Source organism: Variovorax paradoxus, assembly GCF_029919115.1.
GTDB classification, from domain to species: domain Bacteria; phylum Pseudomonadota; class Gammaproteobacteria; order Burkholderiales; family Burkholderiaceae_C; genus Variovorax; species Variovorax paradoxus_O.
This window is the reverse complement of record NZ_CP123990.1, coordinates 3105629-3121199: the sequence shown is the minus strand read 5'-3', so window position 1 is coordinate 3121199 and position 15571 is coordinate 3105629. Positions and strand designations below refer to the sequence as shown.

At 65.8% G+C, this 15571-nt stretch carries 14 protein-coding genes; 4 read left to right on the top strand and 10 right to left on the bottom strand.

Translation table 11 applies throughout. From position 1 onward, the window contains the following. The first annotated feature begins 15 nt into the window (after positions 1–15). Both glgA and QHG62_RS15140 read left to right on the top strand, forming a co-directional pair. Positions 16–1497, top strand: coding sequence for a glycogen synthase GlgA (gene glgA / locus QHG62_RS15145; RefSeq protein ID WP_281146454.1), 1482 nt, complete (start codon positions 16–18; stop codon positions 1495–1497). Positions 1498–1541: 44 nt separating this feature from the next. After that, positions 1542–4025, top strand: a complete 2484-nt coding sequence (locus tag QHG62_RS15140; protein ID WP_281146453.1) for a glycogen/starch/alpha-glucan phosphorylase — start codon at positions 1542–1544, stop codon at positions 4023–4025. 137 nt (positions 4026–4162) lie between these two features. On the opposite strand, the gene QHG62_RS15135 is transcribed toward QHG62_RS15140, so the two are convergent. From QHG62_RS15135 to QHG62_RS15120, 4 genes are all read right to left on the bottom strand, one after another. Next, entirely contained in the window at positions 4163–4633 is a 471-nt protein-coding gene (locus QHG62_RS15135) for an ExbD/TolR family protein (protein WP_281146452.1), read from the bottom strand. 20 nt (positions 4634–4653) lie between these two features. Continuing rightward, positions 4654–5355 (bottom strand): MotA/TolQ/ExbB proton channel family protein, encoded by a 702-nt coding sequence (locus QHG62_RS15130; RefSeq protein ID WP_281146451.1) that lies wholly within the window; start codon positions 5353–5355, stop codon positions 4654–4656. A gap of 96 nt (positions 5356–5451) precedes the next feature. Next, the gene (gene dapB, locus QHG62_RS15125) at positions 5452–6252 is read right to left on the bottom strand and encodes a 4-hydroxy-tetrahydrodipicolinate reductase (protein WP_432445617.1); all 801 of its coding nucleotides are present in this window, start codon (positions 6250–6252) and stop codon (positions 5452–5454) included. A 136-nt stretch (positions 6253–6388) separates the two neighbouring features. Then, entirely contained in the window at positions 6389–6958 is a 570-nt protein-coding gene (locus QHG62_RS15120) for an outer membrane protein assembly factor BamE (RefSeq protein ID WP_281146449.1), read from the bottom strand. Positions 6959–7044: 86 nt separating this feature from the next. Here QHG62_RS15120 and fur point away from each other — a divergent pair, with 86 nt between their 5' ends. Further along, complete coding sequence (gene fur, locus QHG62_RS15115; protein ID WP_126748814.1) at positions 7045–7464, top strand: ferric iron uptake transcriptional regulator; 420 nt, start codon at positions 7045–7047, stop codon at positions 7462–7464. 99 nt (positions 7465–7563) lie between these two features. Here the strand turns inward: fur and hprK are convergent, their stop codons facing one another. The 4 genes from hprK to QHG62_RS15095 form a co-directional block, all read right to left on the bottom strand. Beyond that, complete coding sequence (gene hprK / locus QHG62_RS15110) at positions 7564–8523, bottom strand: HPr(Ser) kinase/phosphatase (protein WP_258503639.1); 960 nt, start codon at positions 8521–8523, stop codon at positions 7564–7566. Positions 8524–8630: 107 nt separating this feature from the next. Next, positions 8631–9098, bottom strand: coding sequence for a PTS sugar transporter subunit IIA (locus QHG62_RS15105; protein ID WP_126748816.1), 468 nt, complete (start codon positions 9096–9098; stop codon positions 8631–8633). 180 nt (positions 9099–9278) lie between these two features. Further along, a complete protein-coding gene (gene hpf / locus QHG62_RS15100) occupies positions 9279–9608 on the bottom strand; it encodes a ribosome hibernation-promoting factor, HPF/YfiA family (RefSeq protein WP_126748817.1) in 330 nt (109 codons plus the stop codon). Between the two features lie 222 nt (positions 9609–9830). After that, positions 9831–11948 carry an ATP-dependent helicase gene (locus tag QHG62_RS15095; protein WP_281146448.1) on the bottom strand — a complete coding sequence of 706 codons (2118 nt, stop codon included), beginning with the start codon at positions 11946–11948 and terminating at the stop codon, positions 9831–9833. Between the two features lie 214 nt (positions 11949–12162). Between QHG62_RS15095 and corA the strand changes: the two genes are divergently transcribed. After that, positions 12163–13149 carry a magnesium/cobalt transporter CorA gene (gene corA, locus QHG62_RS15090; protein WP_258503637.1) on the top strand — a complete coding sequence of 329 codons (987 nt, stop codon included), beginning with the start codon at positions 12163–12165 and terminating at the stop codon, positions 13147–13149. On the opposite strand, the gene QHG62_RS15085 is transcribed toward corA, so the two are convergent. Next, complete coding sequence (locus QHG62_RS15085) at positions 13142–13927, bottom strand: 5'-methylthioadenosine/adenosylhomocysteine nucleosidase (RefSeq protein WP_281146447.1); 786 nt, start codon at positions 13925–13927, stop codon at positions 13142–13144. The genes corA and QHG62_RS15085 overlap by 8 nt on opposite strands. A gap of 3 nt (positions 13928–13930) precedes the next feature. After that, positions 13931–15565, bottom strand: coding sequence for an ABC transporter substrate-binding protein (locus tag QHG62_RS15080; protein WP_281146446.1), 1635 nt, complete (start codon positions 15563–15565; stop codon positions 13931–13933). Positions 15566–15571 lie beyond the last annotated feature (6 nt).

The following is a 15571-nucleotide window of genomic DNA, read 5'->3' as shown; positions in this document are numbered from 1 at the left end:
CCGCACCGCCCCACGATGCGAATACTCCAGGTCAGCGCCGAACTCTTTCCCCTGCTCAAGACCGGCGGCCTTGCCGACGTGGCGGGCGCGTTGCCGCTCGCCCTCATGGCCGCGGGGCAAGACGCGCGAGTGCTGTTACCGGGTTTTCCGGCCATTCTGGCCAGCGTGCGCGACCTGGCGCTGGTGGCAGAGTTTGCCGCGCCATGGGGCGAGCGCTTCGCTCTGCGCGCGGGGCGCATTGCCATCGACGGCAATGCGCCGATTCCGGCCTACGTGATCGATGCGCCGACGCTCTACGACCGGCCCGGCAATCCCTACGAGGACAGCACGCGCCAGCCCTACGGCGACAACCACCGGCGCTTCGCGCTGCTGGGCTGGGCGGCGGCGCAGCTGGCCCAGGGGCTCGACCCCACGTGGCAGCCCGAGGTCGTGCATGCCCACGACTGGCATGCGGGCCTGGCGTCGGCCTACCTGCACTTTGCGCGGCAAACCGGTGCGCCCCGCGTGGGCAGCGTGTTCACCGTGCACAACTTGGCCTACCAGGGCATCTCGGCGCCATGGAACTTTGCCGACCTGGGTCTGCCGGGGCCGGCATTCCACATGAACGGGCTCGAATACCACGGGCAGGTGTCGTTCATGAAAGGCGGCCTCTACTTTGCAGACCGCCTGACCACCGTAAGCCCGACCTACGCGCGCGAAATCCAGACGCCCGAGCAGGGCTTCGGCCTCGACGGCCTGCTGCGCCTGCGTGGCGGCGTGCTCACGGGCATCCTCAACGCCGTCGACGACAAGGTCTGGAACCCGGCCATCGACCCAACGCTGGTGCAGGGCTTCCACGCGCCCGAGGGCCGCCACATGGCGGGCAAGGCGCGCTGCAAGGCGGTGCTGCAGCATCAGCTGGGCCTGGCCGTGCGGCCCGATGCGCCGCTCTTCATCCTCGTGAGCCGGCTTACCGAGCAGAAGGGCCTGCACCTGGTGCTCGGTGGGCTCGATGCGCTGCTGGCCGAAGGCGGCCAGCTTGCGCTGCTGGGCAGCGGCGAAGCCGGGCTCGAAGAAGCCTTTCGCCAGCGCGCGGCGACGGCGCCGCAGTCGGTCAGCGTCACCATCGGCTACAACGAAACCCTGGCGCACCAGCTTTTCGGCGGCGGCGACGTGACGCTGGTGCCCTCGCTCTTCGAGCCCTGCGGCCTCACGCAGATGTACGGCCTGAAATACGGTAGCCTGCCGCTGGTGCGCCGCGTCGGCGGCTTGGCCGATACAGTGGTCGACTGCACGCTCGAAGACCTGGCAAGCGGCGACGCCACCGGCTTCGTGTTCGACCGCTTCGACGACGCCGACTACAACCGCGCGCTGCGGCGCGCCTTCGCTCTTTACCAGCGCGCGCCCGACTGGCGGCGGGTGCGCGGCAACGCCATGCGGCGCCCGGCAGACTGGGCCACCGCGGCCGCCCAATACATCGAGGTGTACCGGCAGGCGCTCGAGCCCGCTGTCGCCTGATTGCGCCACGGCGCACAACCCACAACCATTTACCACCGAAGCCCATGACCATCAAAGACTTCGCTTATGACCATCCCGACCGCGACGTGGCCGCCTTCAAGCGCGCAGTGGCCAACAAGCTCATCTACGCCGTCGGCAAAGACCCTGTCGCCGCGAGCCAGGACGACTGGCTGATTGCCACCTCCATGGCGGTGCGCGACCAACTGGTCGAGCGCTGGATGGCGACCACGCGGGCCAACTATGCGCAGGACCTGAAGCGCGTTTACTACCTCTCGATGGAGTTCCTGATCGGGCGCACCTTCACCAATGCGCTGCTGGCGGTCGACCTGTACGACACCGTGCGAGACGCGCTGGCCGATTTCGGTGTCGACATGGCTGCGCTGGCCGAGCGCGAGCCCGATGCGGCGCTGGGCAACGGAGGCCTGGGCCGGCTCGCGGCCTGTTTTCTCGATTCGATGGCCACGCTCGGCGTGCCGGGCATGGGCTACGGCATTCGCTACGAATACGGCATGTTCCGCCAGCGCATCGTCGACGGCCAACAGGTGGAAACGCCCGACTACTGGCTCACGCGCGGCAACCCGTGGGAGTTTCAGCGGCCCGAGGTGAACTACCGCGTGCGCTTCGGCGGCCACGTGCAAAGGCGCGAAGGCACCAACGCACCCTACGGCGCGGCCGACTGGGTCGACACGCACGACGTGCTGGCCGTGGCGTACGACACCATCATTCCGGGCTACGGCACGCAGGCCACGAACACGCTGCGGCTGTGGTCGGCGCGCGCCACCGAGGAGATCGATCTCTCGGCCTTCAACCGCGGCAACTACATGGCGGCGGTGGAAAGCAAGAACCACTCGGAGAACGTTTCGCGCGTGCTCTACCCCGACGACTCCACGCCATCGGGCCGGGAGCTGCGGCTGCACCAGGAGTATTTTTTCTGCAGCGCCAGCGTGCAAGACCTGCTGCGGCGGTACCTGCGCAACCACAAGACCTTCGACCAACTGGCCGACAAGGTGAGCATTCACCTGAACGACACGCACCCGGTGCTCGCAGTGCCCGAGCTCATGCGCCTGTTGCTCGACGAGCACGGCCTGGCGTGGGACGTGGCCTGGGCCCACACGCAGAAGGTGTTCAGCTACACCAACCACACGCTCATGCACGAGGCGCTCGAGACATGGCCGGTCGAGATGCTGGGGCGCATCCTGCCGCGGCACCTGCAGATCATCTACGACATGAACGCGAAGTTCCTGGCCACCGTGACACAGAAGGCCGGCAACGACGTGGAGCTGCTGCGCCGGCTCTCGCTGGTCGACGAGGCCGGCGAGCGCCGCGTGCGCATGGCGTACGTGGCGGTACTCGCAAGCCATTCGATCAACGGCGTGTCGGGCCTCCATTCGGAGCTCATGAAGCAATCGATCTTTGCGGACTTCGCAAAGATCTTTCCGGAGCGCTTCAACAACAAGACCAACGGCGTGACGCCGCGGCGCTGGCTTGCGCAAGCCAACCCGCCGCTTGCGAGCCTGCTCGACCAGCGCCTGGGCAAAGGCTGGCGGCGCGATCTTTCGCAGCTCGAGGCACTGCGGCCGATGGCGGCGCAGCCCGCCTTTGCGCGCGCCTTCCGGCATGCCAAGCGCGAGAACAAGCTGCGCCTGGCCAACTGGGTGGAGCAGCACATGGGCGTGGTGCTCGACACCGACGCGATGTTCGACGTGCAGGTGAAGCGCATCCACGAATACAAGCGGCAGCTGCTCAACGTGCTGCACGTGATCACGCGCTACCACCGCATCCTCGATGCGCAGGCCGCGGGCGGAACCATCGACATCGTGCCGCGCGTGGTGGTGTTCGCGGGCAAGGCGGCATCGGCCTACCAGATGGCCAAGCTCGTGATCCGGCTGATCAACGACGTGGCGAGCACCATCAACAACGACGCGCGGGTGGGCAAGCTGCTGAAGGTGGTGTTCCTGCCCAACTACAGCGTGAGCCTGGCTGAGGTGATCATGCCCGCGGCCGATTTGTCGGAGCAGATCTCGACGGCGGGCACCGAGGCCTCGGGCACCGGCAACATGAAGTTTGCGCTCAATGGGGCACTCACCATCGGCACGCTCGACGGCGCCAACGTGGAGATGCGCGACAACGTGGGGGCGGAGAACATCTTCATCTTCGGCAATACCACGCCGCAGGTGGCCGACATTCGCGCCCATGGCTACCAGCCGCGCGACATCTACGAGGCCGACCCCGAGCTCAAGCGCGTACTCGATGCCATTCGCGACGGCGCCTTCTCGCACGGAGAGACGGCGCGCTATCAAGGCATCTTCGACGCGCTGGTGAACTGGGGCGACCACTATCTGCTGCTGGCCGACTACGCAAGCTACGTCGCAAAACAGGCCGAAGTCGATGCGCTGTATCGGGACTCGGACGCATGGACGCGCATGGCCATCCTGAACGTGGCGGGCATGGGGGCGTTTTCGTCGGACCGGACGATCGCGGAGTACGCGCATGAGATCTGGCGCACCAAGCCGGTGGTGCTGGGCTGAGTCTTCGTCTTTCTCCCTCCCCCGCCGGGGGAGGGCCGGGGTGGGGGCACGACGGCGTTCAATGAACCACTGCCGTGCATCGAGAGCCGCTGGGCCCCCATCCCAACCTTCCCCCAAAGGAGGAAGGAGCAAAGCCCTCAGCGCGGTTTTGCCGGCGCCGCCTCGGCCTCGGTCACAAACCCGATACGGCTCAGGCCCGCCTTGTTCGCAATGCCCATGAGCGCCACGACCTTGCCGTAGGGCACGGTCTGGTCGGCGCGCAGCTGCACCTCGGTGTCCTTGCTGTCGGCGGCGGCCTTCTGGAAGCGGCCGGCCAGTTCTTCATCAGTGACCGCCTGGTCGTTGAAGAAAACCTTGCCCGATGAATCGACGGAAACGCTCACGAACTTGGGCGTGTCGTTGGGCTGGCCGGCATCGGTCTGCGGCAGGTCGAGCTTGATCGAGCTTGCCATCAGCGGCGCCGTGATGATGAAGATCACCAGCAGCACCAGCATCACGTCGACCAGCGGCGTGACGTTGATGTCGGACAGCGGCCGCTGTCCGCCGGCGCCTGTCGCGCGCCCACCGCCAGCGGCACTGCTGCCGAGCGAAGTGCGACCGAAGGCCATGTGTGCCGAGCCCCGTTCGATCAGGCCGAAACCGGCATCGGCCTTGCGGGCGGCGGCGCGGCCGGCGCCGGCGCGCTGCCGAAGCTGCCGAGAAGGTCGTGCGCAAAGCCTTCGAGCTCTGCCTCGACACGGCCGATGACGCGGCCGAACACGTTATAGGCCAGCACGGCCGGAATGGCCACGGCCAGGCCGAAAGCTGTCATCACCAGCGCCTCGCCCACGGGGCCCGCCACCTTGTCGATGGTGAAGCCGCCCGTTTGCCCGGCAATGCCGGAGAGCGCGCCGTAAATGCCCCACACCGTGCCGAGCAGGCCGACGAATGGAGCGGTGGCACCAACGGTGGCAAGCAGGATCTGGCCGGACTGCAGGCGGCGCAGCGCACCGTGCAGTGCCTCGCGCAGGGCCCGCGTGAGGCGCTGGTTGCGGTCGCCGGTGGCGCCGAGGGTTGCGGTATTCACTTCGGCGGCGGCATTCTTGATGGCGTTCACCGCCGGCAGTACCAGCGTGGCGCGATCGAACGCCTTCAGCCGCTGCTCCGCGTCGGCCAGCGTGGCCGATTGCCAGAACGCCGCAATGCTGCGCAGCACGTCGCGCGTGCCGCCGCGCAGCAACCAGGCTTTCCAGAGAATGACGACCCAGCTCGAGATCGACATCGCGAGCAGCAGCGCGGCCACCGAGCGGCTGACGCCGTCGCCCTGGGTCAGCAGTTCGAGCACGCTCATCGGTTGCGGCCGCCGCCGGGCCGCCCCAAGGCGAGCCGCGCCTCACCCACGGGGGGTGGCGAAACACACGAAGTGGTAAGCCGGGGGGCCGTCATTTCAGCGCAGGCCGAGCACGTCGAACATGTCGAAGAGGCCCGACTTCTGGCCCGCCAGGAAGCGCACGGCGCGCAGAGCGCCCTGTGCGTAGGTCACGCGGCTGGCGGATTTGTGGGTGATTTCGATGCGCTCGCCGGTGCCGGCGAACAGCACGGTGTGGTCGCCGACGATGTCGCCGCCGCGGATGGCGGAGAAGCCGATGGTGGAAGGGTCGCGCTCTCCGGTGATGCCTTCGCGCGCGTAGACCGCGCATTCCTTCAGGTCGCGGCCGAGCGCCCCGGCGATGACTTCGCCCATCTTGAGCGCGGTGCCCGAAGGCGCATCGACCTTGTGGCGGTGGTGGGCCTCGATGATCTCGATGTCGTAGCCGGTCGACATGGCCTTGGCTGCCATTTCGAGCAGCTTGAAGGTGACATTGACGCCCACGCTCATGTTGGGCGAGACCATGATCGCGATGTCCTTCGAGATCTCGGCGATCTCGGCCTTTTGCGCGTCGCTGAAGCCGGTGGTGCCGATGACGGCCTGCACGCCGAGTTCACGGCAGATGGCCAGGTGCGCGAGCGTGCCCTCGGGCCGGGTGAAGTCGATGAGCACCTGGGCGTCCTGCAGGCCGGTGCGCAGGTCGGAGACGATGGGTACGCCGCTCGTGAAGCCGAGGAAGGCGGCTGCATCGGCGCCGATGGCATCGCTGCCCGCCATGTCGAGCGCGCCGGCAAGGCGGCAATCCTGCGCCTCGCGCACGGCCTCGACCAGCATGCGGCCCATGCGGCCCGAAGCCCCTGCGATGGCAATGCGTCGCAAAGCAGGCGTGGAGGATTCGGAAAGAGGAGAAGAAATGGGTTCAGTCACGCGGATTCAGCCTTCGAAATGTGGCACGGAAGCCGGCAGCACCCGCCTGACTCGGCGGGTGCGCCCGCCCTCGCTGGTTGGCGCGTGCTCAGCGCGCCGCTTCGAGCGGGGGATACGCCGCCGGCAGCGGCGGCAGGTTGGGGGCGGCAGCGGTGGCGTCGGCCTTTTTGCTGCTGTCGTCCTTGTCCTTGGGGGCGAATTTCTTCAGCTCTTCTTCCGTGGCCTCGAGCGGCGGAACCTTGCCGCTCTTCTTGCGGGTGTCGAGCGTGGCGACGAATTCTTCTTCGCTCGGCATCGGGTCGCCTTCGAAGCGGTCGAGCAGTTCGCCGTTGAAGAAGACCGTGAGACGGCGCTCCTGCGGATCGACGCCCTGGCGCTTGATGGTGAAGACGTAGTCCCAGCGGTCCTTGTGGAAGACGTCGGTCAGGAGGGAAGTGCCGAGGATTTCACGCACCTGCTGGCGCGACATGCCGGGCTTGAGCGCCTCGACTTGCTCCTTGGACACGAAATTGCCCTGGACCACTTCGACCTTGTAGGGCGTGATGGCCGAAAGCGCACCCCGCGTGCGATCGCTGAAGCCGCTGCAGGCGCTGAGGCAGAACGTCGCTGCGACGGCCGCGGCCAGCAGCCAGGGGCGGCGTTGGAGAATGGCAGGCATGGGAGAAAAGAGGGGTAGCGATATGATCGGCCATTGTAGCGGCTGGCCCCTGGGGGACCTGACCGCAGCACTGGGCAGGAACCATCATGGCCAATATCGACGAACTCAAGAATACCGGCCTCAAGGCCACACTGCCACGCCTGAAGATCCTGGAGATCTTCCAAACCGGCAGCCAGCGCCACATGACAGCCGAAGACGTGTTTCGCGTGCTGTTGAACGAACACTCCGACATCGGCCTGGCCACCGTCTACCGCGTGCTGACGCAGTTCGAACAGGCCGGCATCCTCGAGCGCAGCCACTTCGAAAGCGGCAAGGCGGTGTACGAACTCAATGAGGGCACGCACCACGACCACCTGATCTGCACGTCATGCGGCAAGGTCGAGGAGTTCTACGACGCCGAGATCGAGCGCCGCCAGCAGATGATTGCCAAGGACAAGGGCTGGATCCTGCAGGACCACGCGATGTCGCTGTATGGCCTCTGCGCCGATTGCGTCAGCAAGCGTTAGCCCCCCGGCTTTTCACTTCGCTTCGCTGCGTGTAACTCCACCCCCGAGGGGGAGGCGCGGACCGCCTTGGGGCGGCCCGGCGGCGGCCGCATCGCTCGGTCAGTCCCCGTCGCGGCCGCTTTCCATGGCCTTGTGGTGGCGCGCGACGAAGTCGGCATAGGTGTCGATGCCGCGCAGCTGCAGGATTGAATTGCGCACGGCGGCCTCCACCAGCACGGCAATGTTCCGCCCGGCCACCACCTGGATGATGACCTTGCGCACCGGAATGCCCAGCACGTCCTGCGTGAGAGGCGCCGAGGGCATGCGCTCGTAGTCGCGCTCGAAGCTGTCGCGCCGCACCAGGTGCACGATGAGCTTGAGCCGCATCTTCCGGCGCACCGCCGTCTCGCCGAAGATCGCGCGAATATCCAGCAAGCCGATGCCGCGCACTTCCAGCAGGTTGAGCAGCAGGTCGGGGCAGCGCCCTTCAATGGTGTTCTGGTTGATGCGGTAAAGATCGACCGCATCGTCGGCCACCAGGCCGTTGCCGCGCGAAATCAGCTCAAGACCGAGCTCGCTTTTGCCGAGCCCCGATTCGCCGGTGATCATCACGCCCATGCCCAGGATGTCCATGAACACGCCGTGCATCGAGGTGCGCTCGGCGAAATGCTTGGACAGGTACGCCCGCAGCAGGTCGATCACGAAAGCCGACGATTCGCGGGTGGCGAACAGCGGCAGCTGGGCGCGCTCGCAAATCGATAGCAACTCGTCCGGGGCGGCCTGGCCGTCGGCCAGCACCAGCATCGGAGGCTCCAGGGTGACGATGCGGGCAATGCGGCGGGCGCAGTCTTCCTGGCTGCCGCGCGTCAGGTAGGCGACCTCGCGGGCGCCCAGGATCTGCACGCGGTAGGGGTGGATGTAGTTGAGGTAACCGACCAGGTCGGCCGCAGACTGCGCGCGGCTGATGACTTCGGGGTCGAATTGGCGTTCGGAGGCACCGAGCCCTGCGAGCCACTCCCAGCGGAGCGAACCGCGGAATTCCTCGAACATGGCATCGGCGCTGATGACGGTCGGCTTCATGCGTGCGGGAGATGGCGCTCAGCGCCTGGTGTTGGAGCGGGCCAGAATAACCCGGAACAGGCGCTGCGGGGCCGCTGCTGCGGCGCTGAAGGGTGCGGGAAGCACCTCTACGCGACTTGCGTGGACTGCCAGCCGGCAATGAGCCCGTGCAGCGCGGCGGCGTCGGTGCTCGACTTGATCTGCTCGCGCAGGCCGGCGTCGCTCAGCAGCTCGGCAATTTCGGAAAGGATTTCAAGGTGCTTCTGGGTGGCCGCCTCGGGCACCAGCAGAAAGATGAGCAGGCCGACGGGCTGCTCGTCCGGCGCGTCGAATCCGATAGGGTTGGCCAGCTGGAAGACGGCGGCCATGGGAGCCTTCAGGCCCTTGATTCGGCCATGCGGAATGGCAACCCCGTGGCCGAGCCCGGTGGAGCCCAGACGCTCGCGCGCAAACAGGCTGTCGGTGATCAGGGCACGGCCCAGGCCGTGAAGGCTCTCGAACAACAAGCCTGCTTCTTCGAAAGCACGCTTCTTGCTCGTAGCGTCAACGCTCACGAGGACTTGAGCGGGCGGCAGGATGGACGCGAGGCGATTCATGGTGGGTGCGGGGCGGGGGCGATTATGCACCTGCTTGGTAAAAACCCCCAGTCCGGTTACTTACTTTTTATCTACATGTTGCCCGGAGGCCCGTGGATCAAGGGCCGAAAAGACGTAATAAAAAGCAAAAGCCGCCCGGAGGCGGCTTTGCGCAGGCCGGCCGCAGCCGGCACTGTGCCCTTACATCACGCGCTTGGGCGCCGCGTGATGGTGGTCTTGCAGGCGGTCCTTGTGGCGCACCACTTGCCGGTCGAGCTTGTCGACCAGCTCATCGACCGCGGCGTAGAGATCAGCGTGGCTCGATTCCGCGAACATGTCATTGCCCTTGACGTGAATGTTGCATTCCGCCTTTTGCCGGCGTTCCTTTTCCTTCTGCTTTTCCACCGTAAGGATCACCTTGACATCGACCACCTGGTCGAAATGCCGGGTAATCCGGTCCAGCTTGCTCGTGACGTAAGTGCGCAAGGCAGGTGTGACGTCGAGGTGATGACCGCTGATCGTCAAATTCATGAAAGACCTCCTGGAATTGACGGGTTGGGGAAATGACCAGCACTCCGGAATGAAGCGTGGCCGGCGACATACAGATGAAATGGGTGCGGGGGAGAGAAAGAGAAGAAGAGAAAGAGGAGAAGGTCGATTCACTATGCCCAAGCTGTCACGGTATTGCAATACCTGAGTTGCCCGGGGGGTCGCGCTGCGTCCTCGCCCGGTTACAGGCGGGCCGGGCCTGGTTCAGCTCCAGGCAGCGCGCATGCGGTTGCGCAGGTCGATGACCGCGGCGGGCGGCGGTACCGCAGGCGGCCGCTCGGGCGGAGGCGGCCAGGTCTGCTGCTCGAAGCCTGCAAGGTCACGCTCGGAGATGAAGCGTGTGCGGTTGGCATAAAGATGCCGGTCGCCGCGCACGGCCTGCTGCGTCACGTAGAAGCGCTGCGGCACCAGCAGGTGCAGGTGGTCGCGCGCCCGGGTCATTGCCACGTAGAGCAGGCGCCGCTCCTCTTCGAGCTCATGCGCGCTCTGCGCCACGTCGGCCGGCAGGCAGCCATCGACCACGTTGAGCACATGCACGGAGTTCCACTCCTGCCCCTTGGCCGAATGGATGGTCGAGAGGATCAGGTAATCCTCGTCGAGCAGCGGCGGGCCGGGGCGGTCGCTGGTGGCTTCGGGTGGATCGAGCGTGAGTTCGGTGAGGAAGCGTTCGCGCGAACCGTAGCCTGCCGCAAGCCGCGCAAGCTGCTCGATGTCGCCGCGCCGCACGCCCGAGGGATCGTCATACAGCCGCTCCAGGTGCGGCAAGTACCAGCCGACCGCCAGTTCCACATCGGCCGGCCACGGCAACGAGGGCGCACGCAGCGCGGCATAGGCTTCTGCAAACACCGCCCATTCGGCACGCGCCGCGGCCGGCGGCACGAAGTCGCGCACCGCCGCGGCCGGGTCGGCGGCCTGGTCCATGGCGTCGAGCAGCCGAGCGCCCGTGGCGGGCCCGATGCCCGGAATGAGCTGCGTCACGCGAAAACCCGCCATGCGCCCGCGCGGGTTTTCCGCGAAGCGCAGCACCGCGAGCAGGTCTTTCACGTGCGAGGCCTCGAGAAACTTGAGGCCGCCGTATTTCACGAACGGAATGTTGCGGCGCGCCAGTTCAAGCTCGAGCGCCGCGCTGTGCGTGGACGTGCGAAAAAGCACCGCTTGCGACTTGAGCGCGAGGCCGCCTTCGCGATGCTCGAGCACCTTGTCGGCCACCCACACCGCCTGCTGCGCCTCGTCGGGCACCAGCACCAGCTGCGGTCGGCCGGCAGATGGCTTGTCGGTCCAGAGCGTCTTGGCGTGCCGCTCGGCGGCCTGGGCAATGACCCGATTCGAAACGTCGAGAATCGGCTGCGTCGAGCGATAGTTTCGCTCCAGCGTGACCACACGCGCGGCCTGCGAAAACTGCGATGGGAAGTCGAGGATGTTACGGACCGTTGCGCCCCTGAATGAGTAAATCGACTGCGCGTCGTCCCCCACCACCATTACGCCGCGGCCATCGGGCTTGAGCGCGAGAAGAATCGAGGACTGCAGCAGGTTGGTGTCTTGGTATTCATCGACCAGCACGTGGTCGAAGCGCGACCCAACCAGTGCGGCCAGCGCAGGCTCGGCCACCATGCCCGCCCAGTAGAGCAGCAGGTCGTCGTAATCGAGCACGTTCTGCTGCTGCTTGGCCTCTACATAGGCACCGAACAAGCGCTTGAGCTCGGCCTCCCACTCGGAGCACCAGGGAAACGCTTCGGACAGCACCTGGGCCAGCGGAGCGCGCGTGTTGACGCAGCGCGAGTAGATGGAAAGACAGGTGCCCTTGCGCGGAAAGCGGTTGACGCTCGTCGACAGGCCGAGATCGTGGCGCACCAGGCCCATCAGGTCCTCGGCGTCGCCCCGGTCGTGAATGGTGAAGTTGTCGTTCAGCCCGATGTGCGCGGCGTACTCGCGCAGCAAGCGCGCGCCAATGCCGTGGAAAGTGCCGGCCCACGGAAGCGCCGGCGGCTTTTCGGACTTGAGCCCGAGCACACGAGCCAGCACCTGTCCGGCGCGGCGTTCCATTTCTTGCGCGGCACGGCGTGAAAAAGTGAGCAGCAGCAAACGCTGCGGATCGACGCCGCCGGCGATCAGGTGCGCCACGCGGTGCGCCAGCGTGCTGGTCTTGCCCGAGCCCGCCCCGGCAATGACCAGCAGCGGGCGCTCGTCGCGGCCTACCAGCGTGCCGATGCCATGTTCGACCGCGGCGCGCTGCTCGTCGTTGAGCGTGCCGAGCGCGGCGGCCAGGCGGTCGGCCTGCGTGGCACCGGCGGTAGAAAAAACGGAGAGCGCAGCGGTCTGCATGACCGTGACTTTACTGTATGTCCATCCAGATCGGCGAGCCTGCCGTCATATGGCCGATGACATAATCGCGCCTCGCTGCAACTGGAGACCGCATCATGGAAACCGCCCCGTCTCGGCAGCTTTCAACTCCCCTCTGACGCCTGCTTGCCGGGCCTGGGATTTGAAAGCGCCCCTCCCTCGCCCCATCGCCTCAGTCATTTCACGGGAGTGAGCCATGCTCAATATCTTTACGCTCGCCAACGGTCGCCTTGTCCAGGAAGAGATCGAATCGCTGGAGGAGCTTTCCAAGTTCCAGCCGATCTGGGTCGATCTCGAATCGCCCACGCTCGAGGAAAAGCGCTGGATCAAGCAGTACTACGGCCTCTCGATTCCCGAAGACGCGATGGACGAGGACATCGAGGAATCGGCGCGCTTCTATGAAGAAGACAACGGCGAGCTGCACATCCGCTCCGACTTTCTGATCGACGACGACGAAGACCCGCGCTCGGTGCGCGTCGCGTTCATCCTGAACCAGCACAACACCGAGCTTCGCAGCCGCGGCGTGCTGTTTTCGATCCATGACGAAGACGTGCCGGTGTTCCGCCTGCTGCGCATGCGTGCGCGCCGCGCGCCGGGGCTGATCGAAGACGCGAAGGAAGTGCTGCTCAAGCTGTTCGACGCCGACGCCGAATACTCGGCCGACACGCTCGAGAACATCTACGACGAGCTCGAGATTGCCGGCAAGAAGGTGCTCGAAGGCAACGTGAGCGACGAGCTGGCCGGCGAGGTGCTGGGCGCCATTGCGCGGCAGGAAGACTTGAACGGCCGCATCCGCCGCAACGTGATGGACACACGCCGCGCGGTGAGCTTCATGATGCGCAGCCGCATGCTCAATGCCGAGCAGTTCGAAGAGGCGCGGCAGATTCTTCGCGACATCGAATCGCTCGACAATCACACGGCGTTTCTGTTCGACAAAATCAACTTTTTGATGGATGCGACCGTCGGTTTCATCAACATCAACCAGAACAAGACCATCAAGATCTTCTCGGTGGCCAGCGTGGCGCTGCTGCCGCCCACGTTGATCGCGAGCATCTACGGCATGAACTTCAAGTTCATGCCTGAGCTCGACTGGTCGCTGGGCTATCCGTATGCGCTGGCGCTGATGGCGGCCAGCGCGCTGGTGCCGATGTGGTACTTCCGCCGGCGCGGCTGGCTCAAGTAGCAGCAGAGCTTTCGTCGGAAGGCGGCAGCGTGGCCAGCCACGTGCTTACCAGCGCAAGGCTGTAGCGGCTCGCCACTTCGACGACGAAGCGGGCGAAGTCGCCATGCGCCGCGTCGTCGGCGCGGTCCGAGATGGTGCGCATGGCTGCGAACGGCACGCCGTAGTCGTGGCACACCTGCGCCATTGCGGCACCTTCCATTTCCACCGCCAGTGCATCGGGAAGATCGCGCCGCAATGCCTCGCTTTCGGCGCTGGTCGATACGAAGCGATCTCCGCTCACCAGCAGGCCACGATGCACCCTGGGCGCTTCAATGCCGAACTCGTCGATCGCCTTCTGGCCGATCAGTGCGGCCGGATCGCGCAGCACCTGCGTTGCCACGACGGAAAGCGCATCGGCAATGGGAGCATCGGCCGTGAAGCGCGCCATGCCCATGAGCGGCACTTCGTACTTCGGAAAGATCGGCGAGACATCGAGGTCGTGCTGCAGCAGTTCCGACGCAACCACCACGTCGCCCACATTCACGTCCGGCGCAAGCCCACCGGCAACGCCCGTGAACACGACGGCCCGCACGCCAAAGCGCTCGAGCAGCACCGTGGCCGTGACCGCCGCGGCCACCTTGCCGATGCGCGACAGCACCGCCACCACCGGCTGGCCGTGCAGGTGGCCGACCCAGAAGTCGCGCCCCGCCGCCCGCACGCGCTGCTCGTCGGGCATCTGCGCGAGGAGCGCGCTCAGCTCCTCATGCATGGCCGCGACGATGGCAACGGGTGCGCTCATCGGCTACTTGATGTCCACGCCGTAGAAGGTGTGGCGCCCGAACGGGCTGAGCTTGAAGTCGACCACTTCCTTGCGCACCGGCTTCAGCTGCACCGCATGCGCAATGGTGAACCACGGCGCCTGCTCCTTGAAGATGACTTGCGCCTTCTTGTAGAGCGCGTCGCGGTCGGCCTGCTTGGTTGCGGTCTTGGCCTTGAGCACAAGGTCTTCGTAGGGCTGGTAGCAGAACTTGGAGATGTTGCTGCCGCTTGCCGATTGCGCCGATGCGCAGCCCAGCAGGGTGTAGAGGAAGTTGTCGGGGTCGCCGTTGTCGCCGGTCCAGCCCAGCATGCCCATCTGGTGCTCGCCGGCCTGCAGGCGCTTGCGGTACTCGCCCCATTCGAAGCTCTTGATCTCGGCCTTGACGCCGATCTTGGCAAGGTCGGCCTGCATGAGCTCGGCAATGCGCTTGGCGTTCGGGTTGTAGGGCCGCTGCACCGGCATGGCCCAGAGGTCGGTGCTGAAGCCGTCGGCCAGGCCGGCCTGCGCCAGCAGCTTCTTCGCGGCTTCAGGGTCGTATGCGTCGTCCTTGGTCGCGTCGTTGTAGGACCACATGGTCGGCGGAATCGGGTTCTTCGCGGCCACGCCCGTCGAGAGGTACACGCCGTCGATGATCGCCTTCTTGTTGATGGCCATGTTGATGGCCTTGCGCACGCGCACGTCGTCGAAGGGCTTCTTCGTGGTGTTGTACGAGAGATAGCCGACGTTGAGGCCGGGCTGCTCCAGCAGCTGCACGTTCGGGTCCTTGCGGATGGCGTCGAGGTCGGCCGGGTTCGGGTAGGGCATCACGTGGCACTCGCCCTTTTGCAGCTTGGCCCAGCGCACCGAGGCATCCGGCGTGATCGCGAACACCAGGTCGTCGATCTTGGCCTTGCCGCCCCAATACTGCGGAAAGGCCTTGAAGCGGATGACCGCATCCTTCTGGTACTGCACGAGGTAGAACGGGCCGGTGCCGATCGGATCCTGGTCGACCTTCTCCGGCGTGCCCGCCTTCAGCATGGCAATGGCGTATTCCTTCGACTGGATGCCCGCGTACTGCATGGCAAGGTTGGCAAGGAACGGCGCCTCGGCCTTGTTGAGCACGATCTTCACCGTGTACTCGTCAATGCGGTCGACTGACTTCAGCAGCTTGGGCATGCCCATGTCGTTGAAGTAGGAGTGGTTCTGGCTCGTGACCTTGAAGAAGGGGTCGCTCTCCTTCCACTGCCGCTCGAGCATGAAGATGAAGTCGTCGGCGTTGAAGTCGCGCGTCGGCTTGAAGCTCTTGCTGGTGCTGTGCCACTTCACGCCTTTGCGCAGGTGAAAGGTGTACTGCGTGCCGTCGGCAGAGATGTCCCATTTTTCGGCCAGGCCGGGCACGACCTTGGTGCCGCCGCGCTCGAACTCGACAATGGTGTTGTAGACCTGCGTGGTCACATCGAACGAGGTGCCGGTGGTGTTCACGCCCGGATAGAAGTTCTCGGGGCTGCCCTCCGAGCAATAGACCAGCGTCTTGGCGGACACGGCTCCGCCGGCCAGGGTAAGCACGGCAAGTGCCGTGGGCGCGAGCAGCGCGGCGAGCTTTCGCGAACGGCGCGAAACGAATGGCTGGGTCTTCATGGAAAC

Coding starts and splice junctions, on each gene's coding strand:
- glgA (WP_281146454.1), top strand. CDS start 16: ATGCGAATACTCCAGGTCAGCGCCGAACTCTTTCCCCTGCTCAAGACC.
- QHG62_RS15140 (WP_281146453.1), top strand. CDS start 1,542: ATGACCATCAAAGACTTCGCTTATGACCATCCCGACCGCGACGTGGCC.
- QHG62_RS15135 (WP_281146452.1), bottom strand. CDS start 4,633: ATGGCCTTCGGTCGCACTTCGCTCGGCAGCAGTGCCGCTGGCGGTGGG.
- QHG62_RS15130 (WP_281146451.1), bottom strand. CDS start 5,355: ATGAGCGTGCTCGAACTGCTGACCCAGGGCGACGGCGTCAGCCGCTCG.
- QHG62_RS15120 (WP_281146449.1), bottom strand. CDS start 6,958: ATGCCTGCCATTCTCCAACGCCGCCCCTGGCTGCTGGCCGCGGCCGTC.
- fur (WP_126748814.1), top strand. CDS start 7,045: ATGGCCAATATCGACGAACTCAAGAATACCGGCCTCAAGGCCACACTG.
- hprK (WP_258503639.1), bottom strand. CDS start 8,523: ATGAAGCCGACCGTCATCAGCGCCGATGCCATGTTCGAGGAATTCCGC.
- QHG62_RS15105 (WP_126748816.1), bottom strand. CDS start 9,098: ATGAATCGCCTCGCGTCCATCCTGCCGCCCGCTCAAGTCCTCGTGAGC.
- hpf (WP_126748817.1), bottom strand. CDS start 9,608: ATGAATTTGACGATCAGCGGTCATCACCTCGACGTCACACCTGCCTTG.
- QHG62_RS15095 (WP_281146448.1), bottom strand. CDS start 11,948: ATGCAGACCGCTGCGCTCTCCGTTTTTTCTACCGCCGGTGCCACGCAG.
- corA (WP_258503637.1), top strand. CDS start 12,163: ATGCTCAATATCTTTACGCTCGCCAACGGTCGCCTTGTCCAGGAAGAG.
- QHG62_RS15085 (WP_281146447.1), bottom strand. CDS start 13,927: ATGAGCGCACCCGTTGCCATCGTCGCGGCCATGCATGAGGAGCTGAGC.
- QHG62_RS15080 (WP_281146446.1), bottom strand. CDS start 15,565: ATGAAGACCCAGCCATTCGTTTCGCGCCGTTCGCGAAAGCTCGCCGCG.